The 20,511-nt window shown below is 62.5% G+C and carries 17 protein-coding genes and 1 tRNA gene; 5 read left to right on the top strand and 13 right to left on the bottom strand.

Annotated elements, in window-relative coordinates; genetic code table 11:
* Positions 1-88: 88 nt before the first annotated feature.
* From ACE3OA_RS02970 to ACE3OA_RS02945, 6 genes are all read right to left on the bottom strand, one after another.
* The gene (locus ACE3OA_RS02970; protein ID WP_374307702.1) at positions 89-796 is read right to left on the bottom strand and encodes a glutathione S-transferase N-terminal domain-containing protein; all 708 of its coding nucleotides are present in this window, start codon (positions 794-796) and stop codon (positions 89-91) included.
* A gap of 150 nt (positions 797-946) precedes the next feature.
* The gene (locus ACE3OA_RS02965; protein WP_374307700.1) at positions 947-1,738 is read right to left on the bottom strand and encodes a hypothetical protein; all 792 of its coding nucleotides are present in this window, start codon (positions 1,736-1,738) and stop codon (positions 947-949) included.
* A gap of 148 nt (positions 1,739-1,886) precedes the next feature.
* A tRNA-Met gene (locus ACE3OA_RS02960) sits at positions 1,887-1,962 on the bottom strand.
* A gap of 133 nt (positions 1,963-2,095) precedes the next feature.
* A complete protein-coding gene (gene rpoD, locus ACE3OA_RS02955) occupies positions 2,096-4,084 on the bottom strand; it encodes an RNA polymerase sigma factor RpoD (RefSeq protein ID WP_374307698.1) in 1,989 nt (662 codons plus the stop codon).
* 57 nt (positions 4,085-4,141) lie between these two features.
* Positions 4,142-6,070, bottom strand: a complete 1,929-nt coding sequence (gene dnaG, locus ACE3OA_RS02950) for a DNA primase (protein ID WP_374307696.1) — start codon at positions 6,068-6,070, stop codon at positions 4,142-4,144.
* A gap of 13 nt (positions 6,071-6,083) precedes the next feature.
* Positions 6,084-6,533 (bottom strand): GatB/YqeY domain-containing protein, encoded by a 450-nt coding sequence (locus ACE3OA_RS02945; RefSeq protein WP_374307694.1) that lies wholly within the window; start codon positions 6,531-6,533, stop codon positions 6,084-6,086.
* 255 nt (positions 6,534-6,788) lie between these two features.
* Here ACE3OA_RS02945 and carA point away from each other — a divergent pair, with 255 nt between their 5' ends.
* The 4 genes from carA (at position 6,789) to ACE3OA_RS02925 (ending at position 12,633) form a co-directional block, all read left to right on the top strand.
* Positions 6,789-7,973 (top strand): glutamine-hydrolyzing carbamoyl-phosphate synthase small subunit, encoded by a 1,185-nt coding sequence (carA, locus tag ACE3OA_RS02940; protein ID WP_374307692.1) that lies wholly within the window; start codon positions 6,789-6,791, stop codon positions 7,971-7,973.
* 6 nt (positions 7,974-7,979) lie between these two features.
* Complete coding sequence (carB, locus tag ACE3OA_RS02935; protein WP_374307690.1) at positions 7,980-11,213, top strand: carbamoyl-phosphate synthase large subunit; 3,234 nt, start codon at positions 7,980-7,982, stop codon at positions 11,211-11,213.
* 173 nt (positions 11,214-11,386) lie between these two features.
* A complete protein-coding gene (gene greA, locus ACE3OA_RS02930; protein WP_374307688.1) occupies positions 11,387-11,860 on the top strand; it encodes a transcription elongation factor GreA in 474 nt (157 codons plus the stop codon).
* Between the two features lie 71 nt (positions 11,861-11,931).
* The gene (locus tag ACE3OA_RS02925; RefSeq protein ID WP_374307686.1) at positions 11,932-12,633 is read left to right on the top strand and encodes a hypothetical protein; all 702 of its coding nucleotides are present in this window, start codon (positions 11,932-11,934) and stop codon (positions 12,631-12,633) included.
* 114 nt (positions 12,634-12,747) lie between these two features.
* Here the strand turns inward: ACE3OA_RS02925 and ACE3OA_RS02920 are convergent, their stop codons facing one another.
* Positions 12,748-13,107, bottom strand: coding sequence for a hypothetical protein (locus tag ACE3OA_RS02920; protein ID WP_374307684.1), 360 nt, complete (start codon positions 13,105-13,107; stop codon positions 12,748-12,750).
* Positions 13,108-13,323: 216 nt separating this feature from the next.
* On the opposite strand from ACE3OA_RS02920, the gene ACE3OA_RS02915 reads away from it, so the two are divergent.
* Positions 13,324-14,232 carry an oxaloacetate decarboxylase gene (locus ACE3OA_RS02915; RefSeq protein ID WP_374307682.1) on the top strand — a complete coding sequence of 303 codons (909 nt, stop codon included), beginning with the start codon at positions 13,324-13,326 and terminating at the stop codon, positions 14,230-14,232.
* A 7-nt stretch (positions 14,233-14,239) separates the two neighbouring features.
* Here ACE3OA_RS02915 and ACE3OA_RS02910 read toward each other — a convergent pair whose 3' ends face one another.
* From ACE3OA_RS02910 to ACE3OA_RS02885, 6 genes are all read right to left on the bottom strand, one after another.
* Positions 14,240-14,803 carry a PAS domain-containing protein gene (locus ACE3OA_RS02910; protein ID WP_374307679.1) on the bottom strand — a complete coding sequence of 188 codons (564 nt, stop codon included), beginning with the start codon at positions 14,801-14,803 and terminating at the stop codon, positions 14,240-14,242.
* The gene (locus ACE3OA_RS02905) at positions 14,761-15,258 is read right to left on the bottom strand and encodes a DUF1499 domain-containing protein (RefSeq protein ID WP_374307677.1); all 498 of its coding nucleotides are present in this window, start codon (positions 15,256-15,258) and stop codon (positions 14,761-14,763) included. The genes ACE3OA_RS02910 and ACE3OA_RS02905 overlap by 43 nt, the downstream gene beginning before the upstream one ends.
* Before the next feature lie 76 nt (positions 15,259-15,334).
* Positions 15,335-16,660, bottom strand: coding sequence for an HlyD family type I secretion periplasmic adaptor subunit (locus tag ACE3OA_RS02900; RefSeq protein WP_374307675.1), 1,326 nt, complete (start codon positions 16,658-16,660; stop codon positions 15,335-15,337).
* Positions 16,657-18,420: a type I secretion system permease/ATPase gene (locus tag ACE3OA_RS02895; protein WP_374307673.1), complete on the bottom strand. Its 1,764-nt coding sequence runs from the start codon at positions 18,418-18,420 to the stop codon at positions 16,657-16,659. Before ACE3OA_RS02895 ends, ACE3OA_RS02900 begins: the two co-directional genes overlap by 4 nt.
* 3 nt (positions 18,421-18,423) lie before the next feature.
* Positions 18,424-19,167, bottom strand: a complete 744-nt coding sequence (locus tag ACE3OA_RS02890; RefSeq protein ID WP_374307671.1) for a hypothetical protein — start codon at positions 19,165-19,167, stop codon at positions 18,424-18,426.
* On the bottom strand, positions 19,157-20,509 hold the full coding sequence (locus ACE3OA_RS02885) for a glycosyltransferase family 4 protein (RefSeq protein ID WP_374307669.1): 1,353 nt from the start codon (positions 20,507-20,509) through the stop codon (positions 19,157-19,159). Before ACE3OA_RS02885 ends, ACE3OA_RS02890 begins: the two co-directional genes overlap by 11 nt.
* Positions 20,510-20,511: the final 2 nt, after the last annotated feature.

The raw sequence follows: 20,511 nt of genomic DNA, 5'->3' as shown, positions 1-20,511 counted from the left end.
GTCTCGGGTCATTCCAACGGCCGATTGATTTCAACATACCGCCAGGTTTATGGCCATGCCCGCTTTGCCGCAGGACCTCGCTGCCGCATTAGGCGGGTCGACTGGGAATGGTGAGACCGCGCTGAACCGCCGGCCGCGCCAAGCCGCGCTCCAGCCAGGCCGGAACGTTCTTCAGCTTGTCATAGCCCACCAATTCGCCCGCGCCATAGAAGCCGATCAGGTTGCGCACCCAACCGAGATGCGCGATGTCGGCGATGCTGTACGCCTCGCCCATCAGCCAGCTGCGCCCCTTGAGCCGGTCTTCGATCACACCCAGCAGGCGCTTCGATTCGTCGACATAGCGCTGCAGCGGCCGCTTGTCCTCGATCTCCTTGCCGGCGAATTTATGGAAGAAGCCGACCTGCCCGAAAATCGGCCCAATCGCCGCCATCTGGAAATAGACCCATTGGATGGTCTCCATCCGCAGGATGGGATCGGTCGAGAGCAGCTTCCCGGTCTTCTCGGCGAGATATTGCAGAATGGCCCCGGATTCGAAGAGCCCCAGCGGCCTGCCGCCGGGCCCGTTGGGATCGATGATCGCCGGGATCTTGCCATTGGGATTGAGCGACAGGAACTCCGGCAGCCAGCTCTCATTCTTAGTGATATCGACCAGATGCGCCTCATAAGGGAGCCCAGTCTCCTCGAGCATGATCGAGACTTTCACTCCATTGGGTGTGGGCAGCGAATAGAGCTGCAGGCGGTCGGGATGCTGCGCCGGCCAGCGCTTGGTGATGGGAAAGGAAGAGAGATCGGCCATGTCGACTCCGGAAGCTGATGGAATGCTGGAGCGACATGCGGCCACAACGCGGCGTGACGAGCAACCTGTTTGCTTGCAGGGCACCTTTGCCGGGAGGACAAATCCCCAAGCGATAGGGGCTATTCGGGCGCCCTTTGCGACAATCTGGCGTCAGATCTTCGGATATTTGCCGAAGAAGATACCGAGCCGCTGCAGCCGGCGTTTTACCGCGTGTTCCTTGTCGACATAGTAAGTCAGCATGATCGATCGGCGCTCGCCATCCGCCTCGGTCGTCTGGGGGGCGCTGTGCCAGCTTTCCTTGCGGCGGACTGCGAAGGCGTAGCCGGTGGCGGGCAGGAATTGCATCGCCAGCGGCTCATCGGTCCCGTCCTTGACCCTGGTGGTATGAAAGATGGTGCCGAGATGCGCCTGGCGGTTGTCGCTTGGCATATAGAACTGCACCGTGATCGCCTTGCTGAGCGCATCGGAATGGATGCCGATACGATACCCGGGGAGATCGCGCACCAGGATGGGAATTGGATAGAGCGGTATGCTCTCCGCCGGTTGCTGAAAGCGATCCTCGAGCGCGTCGCGGAATTTGCGCTTGAAGGCAAGTTCCAGTTCCTTCGACATCAAGCTCTTCGAGAGTTGACGCCAGATCTGGCGCTGCAGACGCGGCAGACGCCAGAGCAGTTCGGGATAGAGATACATCCGCATCCGCGTGCTGCCGCCATCGGGCGTCATCGCATCGCGGTGGAAAAGAGGATGGTATTGGCTAGCGGCTGGCAAATTGGCGAGCATGTCGCGGTAGAAGCCGTCAGGAAAAATATTTTCGAGGCGTATATGATCGAAAGGCTCCTTGCGCACAGGCGCACGGTCCACGACCTGGACGAGATCGACATCATTCGACGACCGGACAATCGCCGAAATGTCTTTGGTCGATTCAACAAACTGCTGCGCCATGGAACGGGTCTCTGGTTTCACGATCGTCAACGGACCGCAAAGGAAGCCTATCGAAAATACAACTTTTCGGCAAACACGGAGAATCCACCCCCGACGAGCGGTGCACCCGAATTTGGCGATTTCCAGTCTTATGGAGCTGAAAAAGAGGTGGTGGGCCCGGAGGGACTCGAACCCCCGACAACACCGTTATGAGCGGCGCGTTCTAACCGCTGAACTACGGGCCCCCGATGAGTGGGGCATCGACACTGTGCCCACCCACTTGGCGTCATCCCCGGACTTGAGCCGGGGATCCACTCTCTCCCCCAAACCGAATGCCCGGGTCAAGCCCGGGCATGACGGCAATGGGAGGGAAGAGACTTAAGTATCCAGGAAGCTCCGAAGCTTCCGCGAACGACTGGGATGCTTCAGCTTACGAAGCGCCTTCGCCTCGATCTGGCGGATACGTTCGCGCGTCACCGAGAATTGCTGGCCGACTTCTTCCAGCGTGTGATCGGTGTTCATGCCGATGCCGAAGCGCATCCTGAGGACACGTTCCTCGCGCGCGGTCAGGGTCGCCAGCACGCGGGTCGTGGTTTCGCGCAAATTCGCCTGGATGGCGGCGTCGAGCGGCAGCACGGCGTTCTTGTCTTCGATGAAATCGCCAAGATGGCTGTCTTCCTCGTCGCCGATCGGCGTTTCGAGGCTGATCGGTTCCTTGGCGATCTTCAGGACCTTGCGCACCTTCTCCAGCGGCATCAGCAGCTTTTCCGCCAATTCCTCCGGCGTCGGTTCGCGGCCGATTTCGTGCAGCATCTGGCGGCTGGTGCGGACCAACTTGTTGATCGTCTCGATCATGTGCACCGGGATGCGGATGGTGCGGGCCTGGTCGGCGATCGAACGGGTGATCGCCTGACGGATCCACCAGGTGGCGTAGGTCGAGAATTTGTAGCCGCGGCGGTATTCGAACTTATCGACCGCCTTCATCAGGCCGATATTGCCTTCCTGGATGAGATCGAGGAATTGCAGGCCGCGATTGGTGTATTTCTTGGCAATCGAGATGACGAGGCGGAGGTTGGCTTCCACCATCTCCTTCTTGGCGCGGCTGGCTTCGCGCTCGCCCTTCTGCACCGTGTTGACGATGCGACGGAAATCGCCGATCGGCAGATTGACCAGGGTTGCGATCTCGGAGATGCCGCCGCGGATGTTCTTGGCGTCGTCCTTATGGTCGGTCGCGAACTTCTTCCAGCCCTTGCCGGCGAGCTTGCCGACCTTGGCGATCCATTTCGGATCGAGCTCGGAGCCATAGTACTTCTGCAGGAACTCCTCGCGCTTCACGCCGGCCTTCATGGTCTGGCGCATGAGTTGGCCCTCGAGGCCCATCAGACGGCGGTTGAGGCCGTACATCTGGTCGACCAGCGCTTCGATACGGTTGTTGTTCAGGCGCACCGAGCGCATCAGGTCGACCATCTCGAGCTTCTGCTTCTCGTAGGCCTTTTCCGAACGCGGGTTGAGGTCTTCGCCGGCGAGAATGGTCTCGAGGCGCTTCAGCTGCACCTTCTCGAGCTTCTTCTGCAGTGCTGCGATCTTGTCGAAGGTCTCGAGGACCTGCGGCATCAGGGTGAGTTCCATCGAAGCCAGCGACACCGCGGCCTCTTCACCCTCTTCGCCTTCAGCGGCAGCCGGCTTCGCCTCGCCTTCGGCTTCGGCTTCAGCTTCGGCCTCCGGCTCTTCGCCTTCGAGTGCCGCCTCGTTCTGGCGCAGCATTTCCTCTTCCGAGAGCGGCGCCCCACCCATGCTGGCATCGAGATCGATGATGTCGCGCAGCAGCAGTTCGCCGGCCTTCAGCTTGTCGCGCCATTCGACGATGCAGCGATGAGTGGTCGGGCTTTCGCCGATACCACCGATCATCATGTCGCGACCGGCTTCGATGCGCTTGGCGATGGCGATTTCGCCTTCGCGCGAGAGCAGTTCGACCGAGCCCATTTCGCGCAAGTACATGCGCACCGGATCATCGGTGCGGCCGACATCGCTGTCGTTCAGATTGCCGGCCGGCTTGCCTTCTTCCTCGCCATCGGCTTCCGCCTCGGCCTTGGGTTCGTCTTCCGATTCCTCGCTGTCGTCATTCTCGACCACATTGATGCCCATCTCGTTCAAGAGGGCCAGCGTGTCTTCGATCTGTTCGGAGGACATCTGCTCGGGCGGCAGGACCGCGTTGAGCTCGTCATAGGTGACGTAGCCGCGCTCCTTGGCCTTGGCGAGCATCTTGCGGACGGCGGCATTCATGCCGTCCATCAGCGGACCTTCGGCAGTCTCTTCCTTGGGCTTGTTTGCATCGGCCTGGGGTTTCGCGGTCGGTTTGGTTGCCATCTAATCTCACCTGAGCCCTTTTGAGCGTCTAATCGGTCATCTCGGCTGAATAGCCGTTCAATTCTTGAATAAGTGTTCAGTGTCGGCGAGGTCCAGATCGCGCCGCCGGCTCTCGGCTTCCAGCTTCTGCTGCTGCGCCGCCTGGAAGCGGTCGAGGTTCTCCTGAGACATGTCTTCCTCCAGGGCCCGTGCCGCCGCTTCCAGCTCAACCGCGATCTCGGTTTCGCGCAAAATGGCCATAACGTGCAAAAGCCCCGCCTCGGCCTGGGGAACCCCGGCTGAAGGAAGGGCAAATCTGATCGTTCCCGTGTGCCGAACCAGAGCTTCAATCGCTGCGGAGAAACCTAGTTCCATCAAATGGTTCCTGAGGTCGCTGGCGTCAAGGTCCGGATACTGGGAGGCGAGGTCTAACAAGGCCCCCTTCAGCTTGTCAAGCTGACGGTCCGGAATCGGCACCAGCGCCGCCGCTTCTCCGTGCCGGTGCAGCAGATCGGGATGGTTAATAAGGACGGCCAACATCACTTCATATGGCAGCCGCTTGACGCCCGAGGTCCCGCGCCTTGCGGCCTCACCCCCGCCATCGAGATGCTGGAAGGGCGTTCCCGGCTGGCGAACATTGGCAAAGCGGCCAAAGCGTTGCGGCCTGAATCCACCGGTTGCGGCCGTTTTCTGACCACCGCCCTGGACGGGGGCGGCGAACATCTGGTCGAGGCGCCCCAACATTTCCCGGCGGTAATCTTCCTGCACCCCTTTATCGGCGATGCGGTTGATGGCGGCTAAAAGGTCGCGGCGGAAGCCGCTGCGGCGTTCCGGGGTATCCAGGGTGCGGCCTGCCAGAATCTCGGACCAGAGCACGTCGACCAGCGGTTGGGCCTTTTCCAGGACCTGGCGCATCGCCCCCGCCCCACCACCGGCACCGCCGCCGTTGGCGGGACCGCGGATGAGGTCGTCAGGATCCTGGCCCTGGGGCAGCCAGGCAAAACGCAGGGAAAGGCCCGGTTTCAGCAGCGGCAACACCCGCTCCACCCCGCGCGCCGCGGCCTTCTGACCGGCCGCATCGCCGTCAAAGCAGAGGATCGGCTCCTGGGCAAAGCGCCAGAGGAGCTGGATATGGTCCTCGGTGAGGGCCGTGCCAAGCGGCGCCACGGCGTGAGGAAAGCCGCCTTCAGCCAGGGCGATCACGTCCATATAGCCTTCGACAACGATGATCTCGTTCTTGTCGCGGGCCGGCTTCTGGGCGTGGTTGAGGTTGTAGAGGGTGCGCCCCTTGTGAAAGAGCGGCGTTTCCGGGGAGTTTAGATATTTGGGTTTTTCATCGCCCAGCGCCCGGCCGCCGAAGGCGATGACGCGGCCCTTGGCGTCCATGATCGGAAACATGACGCGGCCGCGGAAGCGGTCATAGACCCGGCCCGTCTCCTCATTCTTCACCAGCATGCCGGATTCGAGGGAAACGCTTTCCGGGATGTTTTCCTTGGCGAGCTTCTGCTTCAGGGCCTCGAAGCCATCTGGCGCGAAACCCAGTCGGAAGCGCTTGATCGTTTCCGGGGTCAACCCGCGGCGGCGGAAATAATCGAGTCCGGCGCGGCCGGCGCTGCCGCCCAACTGGGATTCGAAGAATTTGGCGGAAAGCTCCATGACACCGGCCAATGTGTCCTGGCGCTCGGCACGTTCGCGGGCTTCTGGATTATCGCGCGGAATCTCTAGACCGGCTTCCCCGGCCAGTTTCTCGACCGCATCACGGAACTGCATCCCCTCCGTCTCCATGACGAAGGTGATGACGTCGCCATGGGCACCGCAGCCGAAGCAATGGTAATGCGGCTCATCGGGCCCCTCATAGACATGAAAGGACGGGCTTTTTTCGTTGTGGAAGGGGCACAGGCCGGTTGCCTGCAGGCCGCGCCGGTTGAGCCGCACGCGCCGTCCCACGACATCGAAGATCGAGACGCGGCGGCGCAGCTCTTCCAGGAATTGCGGCAGCAGCGCCATGTATAGGGAGCCCTTAGCCGAGCTTCGCCTTCACCAGGGCGCCCACCTTGCCGAAATCCAACTGGCCGGCGAAACGCTCCTTGAGGAGGCCCATCACCTTGCCCATGTCCTTGATCGAGCTGGCGCCCGTCTCGGCGACGATGGCGGCGATGGCCGCTTCGGTTTCCGCCTGCGAGAGCTGCTTGGGGAGATAGCGGTTGATGACGTCGATCTCGCCCTGTTCCTTGGCGGCGAGCTCCGGGCGGTTGCCCTTGGTGTACATCTCGATGCTTTCCTGGCGCTGGCGGATCATCTTCTGCAGCATGTCGATGATCTCGGCGTCGGAAATGCCGTTCATATTGCCGGGACGGGCGGCGATGTCCTTGTCCTTGATGGCGGCGGTGATCAGGCGGAGGCCCGAAAGCGCCTCATCCTTGGCCTTCATGGCCGTTTTGACATCATCATTGATCCGCTGCCGCAGCATGGCCGCCATCCGTTCATTCTGAAGATTGTGGAAAGGTCGGACCATATAGGATTCGCCCCCACGAGTCCATGCGGCTGATAGCCGCCAAACTATTGAAAATACTCGTTATTCTTTTCCAACGACTGCTTGACGACGGGGCTCACTCAGCTTAGAAACTCCCAACTTGCGGCCGGCGCCCGGCGCTCCTTGACGCTCAAAGCGGCTGCCCAGGTTGGCCCGCCCCCATTTTCACGACCCAAGAGCAAAGGCCCGCGCATGACCGCCGCGACCAAATCTGCCCACGCGCCCGCTTCCGACGAACAGCCGATCGCCACGGCCGTGATCGTCCTAGCCGACGGGACCGTGCTGAAGGGCCGAGGCTTGGGCGTGGAAGGTCAGGCCGTGGGCGAGATCTGCTTCAACACCTCGATGACCGGCTATCAGGAGATCATGACCGATCCCTCCTATGCCGGGCAGATCATCACCTTCACCTTCCCCCATATCGGCAATGTCGGCGCCAACCCGGAAGATGTGGAAACGCGCGCCGTGGCGGCGCGGGGCGCCATCCTCAACCTCGACATCACCGAGCCGTCGAGCTGGCGTGCGACCCAGGGCTTCGATGCCTGGCTGAAGGCCAACAATCTCTTCGCCATCGCCGGGATCGACACCCGCGCCCTCACCCACCGCATCCGCGATGCCGGGGCACCCAATGGTGTCATCGCCTACCGCAAGGACGGTCAGTTCGACATCCCGGCGCTGATCAGCCACGCGAAGGCTTGGCCCGGCCTCGACGGCATGGATCTCGCCAAGGATGTCACCTGCCGGCAGACCTATCATTGGGAAGGCGGCCTCTGGGCGCTCAATGGCGGCTATCAGAAGGCGGCGCCCGCGAAGTTCAAGGTCGTCGCCATCGATTACGGCGCCAAGGATAACATCCTGCGCTGCCTCGCCGATGCCGGCTGCGACGTCACCGTCGTGCCCGCGACCGCCAGCACCGACGATGTGCTGCGCCACAAGCCCGATGGTATTTTCCTTTCCAACGGCCCGGGCGATCCGGCCGCGACCGGCCAATATGCCGTGCCGGTGATCAAGGACCTCCTTGCCAAGGATCTGCCGATCTTCGGCATCTGCCTTGGCCACCAGATGCTGGCCCTGGCCTTGGGCGGCAAGACCCACAAGATGCATCGCGGCCATCGCGGCGCCAATCATCCGGTCAAGGATCTGCATACCGGCAAGGTCGAGATCACCAGCCAGAATCATGGCTTCGAAGTGGTGGCCGAAAGCCTCCCCGCCGATGTCGAGATCACGCACCGTTCGCTCTTCGACAATTGCGTCGAGGGTCTCGCACTGAAATCGAAGCCGGTCTTCTCGGTACAATATCACCCGGAGGCCTCGCCGGGGCCGCAGGACAGCCATTACCTCTTCCACCGCTTCGTCGAGAACATGGCGAAGAAGAAGTGAGTCATCATGCCCAAACGCACTGATATCAAATCGATCCTCATCATCGGCGCGGGGCCGATTGTTATTGGGCAGGCTTGCGAGTTCGATTATTCGGGGGCTCAGGCTTGCAAGGCGCTCCGGGCTGAGGGGTACCGGGTCATTCTGGTGAACTCGAACCCTGCCACGATCATGACCGATCCGGATCTCGCCGACGCCACTTATGTCGAGCCGATTACGCCGGAAGTGGTGGCGAAGATCATCGAGAAGGAACGCCCCGACGCGGTGCTGCCGACCATGGGCGGGCAGACGGCGCTCAATACGGCGATGGCGCTGCACAAATCCGGCAAGCTGGTCGAACTCGGCGTCGAATTGATCGGCGCCAATGCGCATGCGATCGACATGGCCGAAGACCGTTTCCTGTTTCGCGAGGCGATGGATCGCATCGGGCTTGAGAGCCCGCGCGGCCGTCAGGTCGAGAGCATGGAAGAGGCGCTGGAGGCGCTGGAATATGTCGGCTTGCCGGCCATCATCCGGCCGAGCTTTACACTGGGCGGCACCGGCGGCGGCATCGCCCAGTCGCGCGAGGAATTCATCCGCATCATCGAAGGCGGCCTCAAGGCGTCGCCGGTCGGCCAGGTGCTGGTCGAGGAATCGGTGCTGGGCTGGAAGGAATATGAGATGGAAGTCGTCCGCGACAAGGCGGACAATTGCATCATCATCTGCTCGATCGAGAATATCGACCCGATGGGCGTGCACACCGGTGATTCCGTCACCGTGGCGCCGGCCCTCACGCTGACCGACAAAGAATACCAGATCATGCGCAACGCCTCGATCGCGGTGCTGCGCGAGATCGGCGTCGATACCGGCGGATCGAACGTGCAGTTCGCCGTGAGCCCGACCACGGGCCGACTGGTCGTCATCGAAATGAACCCGCGCGTCTCGCGCTCGTCGGCACTCGCCTCGAAGGCTACCGGTTTCCCGATTGCCAAGATCGCCGCGAAGCTTGCCGTCGGCTACACGCTGGACGAATTGCAGAACGACATCACCAAGGTGACGCCGGCCTCCTTCGAGCCGACCATCGATTACGTGGTCACCAAGATGCCGCGCTTCACCTTCGAGAAATTTGCCGGCGCCGAGGCGACCCTCTCCACGTCGATGAAATCGGTGGGCGAGGCGATGGCGATCGGCCGGTCCTTTGCGGAATCGCTGCAGAAAGCGCTGCGCTCGATGGAGACGGGCCTCAACGGGCTCAATGAAGTGGCGCTCGATGGCGACGATAAGCCGACCATCATGGCGCAGTTGGCCAAGCAGACGCCGGACCGACTGCTGCTCATCGCCCAGGCCCTGCGCCATGGCCTCACCGTCGAGGAAATCCACGAGGCGTCGAAATTCGATCCCTGGTTCATTCGCCAGATCGAGATGCTGGTGAAGACCGAGGCGCAAGTGAAGGCCAACGGCCTGCCCAGGACCAAGCCCGGCCTGATGCGCTTGAAGAAGCTTGGCTTCTCCGATGCGCGCCTGGCGCAGCTGGTCGGCCAGAAGCCGGCCGAGGTGACGGCGTTGCGCCTGAAGCTCGATCTGCACCCGGTCTATAAGTGCATCGACACCTGCGCCGCCGAATTCGCGTCGAACACGCCCTATATGTATTCCTGCTATGAAGGCGATGGCGTCGAGCCGGCCGAGACGGAAGCCAAGCCCAGCGAACGCAACAAGGTCATCATCCTGGGCGGCGGTCCCAACCGCATCGGGCAGGGAATCGAGTTCGACTATTGCTGCGTCCATGCGGCTTACGCCCTCAAAGATGCTGGCGTCGAGACCATCATGGTCAATTGCAACCCGGAGACGGTCTCGACCGATTACGACACCTCGGACCGGCTCTATTTCGAGCCGCTGACTGCCGAGGACGTGATCGAGATCGCCCGCGTCGAGCAAAGCAAGGGCAAGCTGCTGGGCTGCATCGTGCAGTTTGGCGGCCAGACGCCGCTGAAGCTCGCCGCCGCCCTCGAGGCCGCGAATATTCCGATCCTCGGCACCTCGCCCGACGCGATCGATCTCGCGGAAGATCGCGAGCGCTTCCAGCAATTGCTGCACAAGTTGAAATTGCGCCAGCCGAAGAACGGCATCGCCCGTTCGACCGAAGAGGCCGAGAAGATCGCCGGCGAGATCGGCTATCCGGTCGTCATTCGCCCGTCTTATGTGCTGGGCGGCCGCGCCATGGAGATCGTGCATGAGATCGGCCAGCTGCGCCGCTATATGCGCACCGCCGTGCAGGTTTCCGGCGACAATCCGGTGCTGATCGATTCCTATCTCGAAGACGCGATCGAGGTCGATGTCGACGCGCTGGCCGACGGCACCGACGTCTATGTCGCCGGCATCATGGAACATATCGAAGAGGCCGGTATCCATTCCGGCGATTCCGCCTGTGCCCTGCCCCCGCATACTCTGCCGCTGCAGGTGATCGCGGAACTGCGCCGCCAGTCGGAAAGCCTTGCCAAGGGGCTCAGTGTCGTCGGCCTGATGAATGTGCAGTTCGCCATCAAGGGCGCCGACATCTATGTGCTGGAAGTCAATCCGCGCGCCAGCCGCACAGTGCCTTTCGTCGCCAAGGCGACGGGCCTGCCCATCGCCAAAATCGCGGCGCGGGTCATGGCGGGTGAAAAGTTGAAGGCTTTCGACCTCAACCCGAGCCTGCGCCATCATGTCGCCGTAAAGGAAGCCGTCTTCCCCTTCGCCCGCTTCCCCGGCGTCGACATCATCTTAGGCCCGGAGATGCGCTCGACCGGTGAGGTCATGGGGCTCGATTCCAACTTCGCCCGTGCCTTCCTGAAGGCGCAGCTGGGCGCCGGTCTCAATTTGCCCAAGAGCGGCACCGTCTTCATCTCGGTCAAAGACAAGGACAAGCCCAGCATCGTGGCCGCCACCAAGCGCCTGCTGGATATGGGCTTCGACATCTGTGCGACACCGGGCACGGCGGCCTATCTCAGGAACCAGAACCTCAATGTGCGGGCCATCAACAAGGTCCACCAGGGTTCGCCCCATATCGTCGAGGCGATGCAGCGCGGCGAAATCAAGCTGGTCTTCAACACGGTGGCCGGCAACAAGGCCGTGGGCGACAGTTTCAGCTTGCGCCGGGCGGCCCTGATGGGACAGATTCCCTATTACACGACCCTTTCGGGGGCTGTGGCCGCGGTCGACGCCGTGGGCGCCCTGGCTGCCGGGGAGCTTGCAGTCGCGCCGCTGCAATCGTACTTTAAGAGCTGAACCGGAGAAACGGCCGCTAAAGATTAACGGCCGACCAGGGTAGGCCCTAGCTGTTTTCTAGGGACCTGGTTCCACTGGACATGTCAGGCTCACCGGGTAGCGACGAGGTGCCGATTTTCGGAACCGGGCCGCGCCCGAGGGGTTCTTTTGCTTTTTTTGCTGTGGAATTGCCCATGTCGAAGATTCCGATGACCGAGGAGGGCTTTGCCCGCCTTGAGGAAGAGTTGAAGCAGTTGAAGTCGGTCGAGCGGCCGGCGGTGATCCGTGCCATCGCGGAAGCGCGCGAGCATGGCGATCTGTCGGAAAATGCCGAGTATCATGCCGCGCGCGAACGCCAATCCTTCATCGAGGGCCGCGTCATGGAACTCGAGGACAAGATTTCGCGCGCCGAGATCATCGATGTCTCGAAGCTGACCGGCAAGGCCGTCAAGTTCGGCGCCACGGTGACCCTCATCGACGAGGATACCGAGGAGAAGGCCGTCTACCAGATCGTCGGCGAAGACGAGGCGGACATCAAGTCGCGCCGCCTGTCCATCACGGCGCCGCTGGCGCGGGCCCTCATCAACAAGACGGTCGGTGAATCGGTCGAAGTGACCACGCCGGGCGGCTCGAAATCCTATGAAATCGCCAAGGTGCAGTTCAAATAAGTGCGCCGACACATTTGCCCATCAACGGCCGCCGCGGACAGATGCTTCGCGCGGCCGTTTTTCTTTGCGGGATGTTGCTGGCTAACGCCGCACGAGCGGAGAATGCCAGCTATGTGCTGGCCCTGAGCTGGCAGGCGGATTTCTGCGCCAGCGATGCCGGCAGCAGCAAAGCAGAATGCCAGGCGGCCGACGACAATGATCGCCTGGTCCTGCATGGCCTGTGGCCCAATGCCGATCGCAATGGCGACAGGCGTTTGGACGAAGCGGATGATTACTGCCTGGCACGCGACCGGGCACGCATGATGGCGGCCGACAGAGCCGATTGGGGACAGCTGCCCGCGGTGGAACTCGGCACCGACCTTCAGGATCGCCTTGCCGATGTCATGCCAGGCGTTCAATCGCGGCTCGAGCGCCATCAATGGATCAAGCACGGGACCTGCAGCGGCCTGGGCGCCGAGCGCTATTTCGAGGCGGCGGTATCACTGGCGGAGGATGCCACCCGATCCGGTCTTGCGGCCTTCATCGCAAAGGGATCCGGCAAGGTCCTGGCACGGCGCGATGTGCTGCAGGCCTTCGCTGCCGAATACGGGACTGGCAGCGATCGCGCCCTGCAGCTCATCTGCCGGCGCGAGAATGGCGCCGCCTATCTCAGCGAGATCCGGTTGAGGGTTAAAGCGGGGCGGATCGAGGCACCGCTCGCCCAGCAATCGTTGGACACCGCCAGACCGGCCAAGGGCAACTGCCCGTCACGTTTCGGGATCGAGCAGGACTGAACTGCTCTCCCCCTCTCCCTGTGCAGACGTCTTAGACCATATTCTCAAGCAAAAACCCCGCCACCTTGCGGTAGCGGGGTTCCAGGCCGATCGACCTTGTGGCCGACCAGATCCTTACATCGCCGGGTTGGCGAGTTCGGCGTCATAGAGCGAGAGCAACGCCTTCACTTCGTCGGAATCGCAGCCCTTGTTCCACACCAGCTCGCGGGTGTCGGTCTTGGCGGCTTCGATCAGCGTCAGGCGCTCACCGGCCGGGATCTCGTAATTGATCTTCTTGTCGATATAGGTGGAAACCTTGCTCCAGGTAGCCGGATCCAGCGTCATTTCACGGCAGGCTTCGGCGGCGCGGATCGCCTGATGATACTGGCTGTAGATTGCCGTCTGGTCCTGAGCGGCGGCAAGGCCGGCAACACCCAGAACACTCCCCGCCACCAGGGCTGCCGCCGACAGGCGGATCGCGAAACGCTTTGACATGGTTGATATCCCTCTTTTGAGCCCATGGAATGCAAAACCGGCCCTAGTCTCGTGCGGCCAGCAGCAGAATTCAACAGGAATTTGCCAAAATACCCGTGTAGTAACGTCTTGGACGCGGCCGAGGTTCCCGACGAACGCCAAAAAGCCCGGCCTCGCACTGCGACTCGGCAGTTGAGGCTATGATAGAGGCAGCAGCACCAGCCGAGGGTATCTTATATGCGCCGCACCACCCGATTCCGCCAGTTGATCGACCAGCCGGAAATCCTGGTGATGCCGGGTGCCCATGACGCCCTGTCAGTGCGCCTCATCGAAATGGCCGGGTTCGAGGCTTTCACGGCCGGCGGCTACGCCGCCACCGCCAGCCTGCTGGGCGCCCCGGACATCGGGCAGCTGGGCATGGCGGAAATGGCCGATCACTATGCGCGGCTATGCGACACGACGGCGCTGCCGGTCCTCGCTGATGCCGATACGGGCTATGGCACGGCGATCAATGTCGCCCGCACAGTGCGGGCCTATGAGCGCGTCGGCGTCGCCGCCCTGTTCATCGAGGACCAGGTGGCGCCCAAGCGCTGCGGCCATATGGACGGCAAGCGCGTGGTGCCCGTCACTGAAATGGTGGCGAAGGTGAAAGCCGCCACTGACGCACGGGTCGACCAGGACCTCGTCATCATGGCACGGACCGATGCGCGCGCGATCGAGGGGCTGGAGGCCGCGATCGAACGCGCGCAGATCTACCGCGAGGCTGGCGCCGATCTCATCTTCGTCGAGGCGCCCCTGACCGCCGACGAGATGGCCCGCATCTGCAGCGAGATCCCCGCGCCTTGCATGGCCAACAATGTCGAGGGCGGCAAGACGCCGGTGCTGCCGGCAGCGCAGTTGGAAGACATCGGCTATGCCTGCGTGGCCTTTCCCGTGGCAGCCACCTATACCATCGCCTATGCCTTGCGGCGGCTCTACACCGGCTTGCGCGAGAGCGGCGACACCAGCGCCATGCAGAACGAGATGCTGAACTTCGCGGCCTTCCATGACATCGTCCGCCTGCCCGCCCTGCGCGACATGGAACGCGGCTGCGACGGCTTCGCCCGCGACCTCATGGAGAAGATTGCCGAACGCGCGATCGACTGATTGTGAGCTATGGCCGGCGGGCAACAGGCTCCAGGTCTGGAATGCTCAGGCGGTCGAAATTGTCGTAGGCCTCGATGGCGATGAAGGACCCGGCCGGATCGGCGCCTCGGGCCAGCGGCAGGATGGCGAATTCGTAAGAGGTGATTCGATCGTCGGCAAAATGCAGATCGTTGACGCCGATCACACCGATGCGTTCGTCATGCACATAGCGATAGCAATCGGCCCAGCTGATGCTGTCGCGGGCGCTGTAGACCAGCTCGTCGAGATATTTTCCGCTGAAATCCTGCCGGCTGAAATCGGCGACACCGGTGCCGACCAGGCGAAAGAGGACGCGGAATGGCTCCGTCTCGATATCGCCCAGCAGCAGGAAAGGCAGGATGTCGCGCAAGGCGGCGGGGTCGATTTCATGGCGCTGCAGGGGAATGCCGTCGCGGCTGGTCTGGCGCCAATAACTGAAGAGGGTCCGCGTCGACAGCATGCCCGCCTGGGCCAGGTCCTCAAAGCGCGCCGTACCTGCCGGCAGCGCGCTCATGGCGTCGCGCGCACCGAAACGCCGATCTTGGCCAGCCAATCCTCGACCCGCGTGCGGTTCACGCCAAGATCGCCATAGCCATAATTCGAGTGGCTGTAGATCGCCAGCGTGGCATGACTGTCATCGACCACCATGATCGCGACATTGACCGTATCGGGGAAACGGAACAGGCGCGAGCGCTGCACGAAGACGAAGCGCTGGCTGTCGGCATCCTGCATCATCAGTTCCGTGCGCGGCTCCGCCAGCAAGGTCGCCGTGACCTTCGCCGCCAGTTCCTGCGCAGATTGCGGCACGACCTCGGTGATGAAGTCGGTCCTGGCCGAACAGAGACCCGGCGGACATGCCAGCGCATCATTGGGCGTTGTCGCGCGCTCAAGTGTCGCAAAGTCCACCAGAGCCGTGTCGGCGCCGCAACTCGCCACCAGCAGGCTAAGGCAGAACAGCAGGCCCCGGAGAGAGTGCCCTTTGCGGGATTGCAGGATATGAGCGGTCATGCAGCTTCCATCACCTCGTGATGGACGACTTCATACCGTTGGCAGCATCGCTGCGCCAGTAGGTACTGAATCCTTGCTATTCCTCGCGGAAAGCGCGGTTCCAGGTATCGGTGAGCGGCGAGGTGAAGTAATCGATGGCGCGGCGCGGGCCGGTGGCGATCAGCACCTCGGCCGGCATGCCCGGATAGGGGGTTACATTCATGCCGGGCGGCAAAGAACTCAGATCCAGTTTTACACGCGCAATATAATAGGCCACGCCCGAGCGTTCCTCGACCACGCGGTCGGCGGAAACGGTGACGACTTCGCCGTCGATGGCTGGCACGCGGCGCTGCTTATAGGCCAGCAACCGCACTTCGGCCGGCAGGCCGGCATGAACAGAGTCGATATCCTCGGTCTTCACCTTAGCCTCGACCACCAGTTGGTCGTCCTGCGGCACGATGTCGAGCACCGGTTTGCCGGGGACGATGACGGCGCCGGGGCCGAAGACCTGCGAATTGACGATGCGACCGCCCTGCGGCGCGCGGAGATCGAGGCGGCTCAGAATGTCCTTGAGGCCGGCGAGGCGGCCCTCATAGTCACTGCCTTCCATCAACACCTGCTGCAGTTCGGCATTGACCTCGGTGGCGCGGGTCGACCGCAGATTTTCGATCTCGATGCGCATGCCGGCGATGGTTTCGGCGCTGCGGGCGATGTTCGACTTCAATTCGCCGATGCGACCGCCCAGTTCCGCCGACGCACTTTCCAGGCCACGCAGGCGCGGGATTTCAGTGAGGCCCTTCTTATAGAGCTCGCGAATGCTGACCAACTGTTTCTCGTTGATAGCCAGCATTTCCTGCGTGGCGCCGATCTGGCTCTTCAGGCCGGCAATTTCGTTCTCCGTCTCGCCGATCTTTTTCTGGCGCATGCCGACGCCTTCCTCATAGGCCGACATGCGCGCATCGAGTAGTGCCTTCTGCGAGGCCATCAGCACCTTGACCGCCGGTTCGGCAGAGGCTGCCAGGAGTTCGGCCGGATAGGTGATGTCGCGGGCCCCTTCCTGCTCCGCCGTCAGGCGTGCGATGCGGGCAAGGCGCGAATAATGCTCCATATGCAGCTGGCTGATCTGCGCCTGGACCTGGGTCGCGTCAAGGCGCAGCAGCACGTCGCCCGCCTTCACCAGATCGCCGTCGCGCACCAGCAATTCCTTGACGATGCCGCCTTCGAGGTGCTGCACCGATTTCTTATTGCTGTCGACCACCACCGTGCCGTCGGCAATCGCCGCACGGTCCAACGAGGCAAGCAGTCCCCAGAGCAGGAAACCGCCAAAGCCAATGAAGACGACCGCGAGGCCGAACATCACATAGCGGCGCAAAGAAGGTTCCGGATAGGTGAGGCCCGGATGGCCTAGATCGATCACGCTCATGATTTCACCAACCTGGCTATGCCGCCTGTTCCGTTGCCCGGCTGCGCGAGGGCGCCCTCGGCCTTGCCGGACGCCGTCACCGAGCGCAGCACGTCTGCGCGCGGTCCGAATTGCGCCATGCCGCCGTCGCGTAGCACCAGCAGCTTGTCGCAGATGCCCACGATCGAGGGCCGGTGCGTGATGAGCACGATCGTGGTGCCATCGGCCTTGGCCGCTGCCAGCGCATTCATCAGCGCCTGTTCACCGGTCTGGTCGAGATTGGCATTGGGCTCGTCGAGCACGATGAAGGCCGGATCGCCGAACAGGGCGCGGGCCAGGCCAATACGCTGCCGCTGGCCGCCGCTCAAGGAGAAGCCCTGCTCGCCGATTTCGGTATCGTAGCCATGCGGCAAGGTGCCGATGGTCTCGTGGACGTCCGCGCGCCTGGCGGCAGCGACGACCCGTGACGGATCCGATTCACCCATATGCGCGATATTCTCGCGCACAGTCCCCTCGAGCAGCGATACCGATTGCGGCAAATAGCCGACGGCGGCACCGAAAGAGGCCCGCTCCCAATTGACGACATTCTGCCCGTCGAGATAGACGGCGCCCTGCGTCGGCTTCCACACGCCGACCAGCAGACGTGCCAGGGTCGATTTGCCGGCAGCCGAGGGTCCGATGACACCCAGCACTTCGCCGGGTTCCAGCGAGAAGGTGATGTTGCGCAACACCGCGCGGTCCGATCCCGGGGGGATGAAGCCGAGGCGATCGACCACCAGCCGCCCTTCCGCATGGCTGAGCGCCATGCCTGCGGGGCGATGATCGACCCGGCCGATGAGGTCCTTGAGGCGCGTATAGGCGCCGCGCGCGAAGATCCATTGCCGCCAACCTTCGATCAGATGGTCGAATGGCAGCAGCATACGCCCCATGATGATGGAAGCAGCGACCATCGTGCCTGGCGACGCCATGCGTTCGATGACCAGAATGGCGCCCGACGACATCATCACGATCTGCAGCATGTAGCGCAACGTCTTGGAGAGCGCCGACATGGCGCGCGAGCGCCGGTTGCCCTCGTCGAGGCCCTGCAGGACCTTGTATTGCGCATGCTCCCAGCGCCGGGCGATGGCCGGCAGCATGCCCATCGCCTGGATCACTTCGGCATTGCGCAAGGCGGCGGCAGTCTGGGCGGTGCTCTTGACCGAGGCTTCATTGGCTTCGGCCAGCGGCCGGCGTGCCACCATTTCCATCAACAGGCTGAGTGTCACCAGCATGCCGGCCGCCGCAATCGCGATGACGCCGTAGACCCAATGCAGCATGAAGAGCACAGCCAGGAACAGCGGCACGAACATCGCCTCGAACGGCACGCTGATGGCCGAACTGGTCAGGAATTGCCGCAGATCGTTGAGATCACGCAGCGCCTGGCCCGGATGATTGTTGCGACCGTCGAGGTTGTCGGCAACGGCGGCTTCCAGGGTCGCCGAATTCAGACGCCGCGCCAAACGGTCACCGAGAATGTGATAGACCCGGCTGCGGATATATTCGAGGGCCCCCAGCAGAACGAGTCCGCCGGCAGCGACGATGATCAGCGCCGCGAGGGTGTCGAGGCTGCGGCTGCCCAGCACGCGGTCATAGACCTGTACCATGAACAGCGGCACGATCAGCTGGCAAACGCAGATAAAGAGCGTCAGGAATCCCACAAAGGCGAGGCCACCGCGCAAGGCGCGTATGGCCATCTCGAAGGGATTGTTGTGCAAACCGGCCTTGGCCTTGCTAACAGCCATTTCCTAGAGACTCCGCATGATCTGCTGCCCGATGAAGGCCAAGGCAACAGCCGTCGACACGCCGGCCCAGACCCAGAGCAGCAGCGGTTTACGGTGATGCGATTTGTGTTCGACGGCGGCCAAGCGCCGGTCATAGCCCTGCAGCAACGTGTCGATCCGCAGCTGAAAGACTTCCATCGCGGCAAGGCGGTGATCGATCTCTGGGAGCGCCTCGTCGAGCTTCTCCAGGGACTGCGCCACGCGTTCATTAAGGCTCTGGTCGAGGCCACCGCGTTCCTTGGCAACCGACACCAATTGCTTGATCTGGCCCTGCAGGCGCTGGTCACGGGCGCGGATCTCCCCCAGCACCACGGCACTGACGGCACCCGCCGGGGCCGGGCCGGCCGATTGCCGCTTCAGTTCAATGCCGGCCGCACCATCGCCGGTGATGGCCAGCACCGTGATCGGTGACGCGCGGTCGATCTCGCCGATGGCGGGAATGTTGGCCACGAACGCATAGCGACCATCACCGATGCCATTGGCAACCAGATCCGGACGGGGAAGATTCGCCTCCTGACGCACGATCAACTGGTCACCTTGGCGGATTTCGATATGCAGCCGCTCCGATGGGTCGGTCGTGTTCCAGGCCCAGCCGAAGACCCGGTCCGGCTCGATCGCGTCGATATAACCCTGGATGTGCGCCGCACCATTGGCGGGCGCAGCGGCGCCAAGATCGAGTTTAGACACGGCATCCGCATTAGCTGACATGTGTCGTCATTCCTTCCAACTTGGCGGACCTGGCACCTTCCGCCTTGACCTTTGTCCGCGTGGCGCGCCCGGCATTCGACCGTTCGCCCGCCAACAGATTGCGATAGAGCGCCAGATGATCTGCCGCGCAGGCTTCCAGTGTCCGACGCTGCGGGATCCCTTCTACCAGACGTTCCCACAATCTCGGCTCGGTCAGCGCCCGCTCCATCGTGTCAGCCAGTGCCGCTGCATCGGCCGGGCGGAAGGTCAGGCCATCAACTTCGTGTCGCACCGATTCGGCCATCCCACCCATGTCGCTGGCAATGACCGGCCGTCGTTGCGCAAAGGCCTCATCAATGACGAGAGGGGCATTTTCCCACCAGATCGATGGCGTCACGACCCAGTCGACGTCGCGCATGAGGCCCGCCATCTCCGTGGCCTGATAAGCGCCGTGCCAATGCACGAAGCCCTCGACCTTGGCAAGCGCCGCCGCGAGATCTGCCTTGAAGGCATCGCTCTGGAACGGCGCACCGCCATGAATTTCCACTCGGAACGAACCGGGGCGACGCTGATTGAGAATCCGCGCCGCGTCGAGAAGGACCAGGATGCCTTTGTTAGGGTTAAGATTCCCGAAATAGGCAAAATGATTCCGCCCTTCTCCGTCCCTCAGCTGACGATGCGGAGAAATTTCCGGATCGGGCCGCGCATTGCGCAGGACCTCAATGCGATCGGCTGCCAATCCCCAATTGATGAAACGCCGGCGCAGGAAGTAGCTCGGCGACAGGAAGCGGTCCACCACGGAGAAATGCGTCTTGATGTGCCGCTCGCGCAGGACGAAATGCTCCGGTTCCAGCTGCGGAAAGCAGCGATGGCAGGCATCGGGCGATGCCTGCTGGCAGGGCCGGCGCTCGGTTGTCGTCACCATCTGCCCGTCATGCGCACAGATCGCATAGTAGTCGTGCAGGGAAAGAACGATCTTCGCCTTGGGCAAGACGCGGCGCACCAGGAACAGAATTTCAACGCCCATCAAAAGGATATGGTGGAAATGGACGATATCCGGCTTCACCGTGTTGAGGAGATCGGTCAGTTCCGGCACGATGCCGTGGAGGTCGATCTGCGACAGGTAGAAATTGTCGAAATGACCCGTCCACATCAGCATTTCATCGGCATTGGGACCGATGCCCTGGAATACCGTCCCGGGCCGCTGCCGCCGATGGTTCTCATCGACACAGCCGATGAAGAGGCCATTGACCTCGTTGCTTTCCTTCAAGGCCCGGTGCAGATCGAGGGCGAATATCTCCGTTCCGCCCGGATGCAGAGCCGGATGGTTGTGACAGAGATGCAGCACCTTGAGCTTCTTCATCC

Origin of the sequence: Dongia sp. (assembly GCF_041906375.1) — a bacterium.
Classification (GTDB): Bacteria; Pseudomonadota; Alphaproteobacteria; order Dongiales; family Dongiaceae; genus Dongia.
Note: the sequence above shows the minus strand (reverse complement) of the source record. Positions and strands in the feature narration are given on the sequence as shown.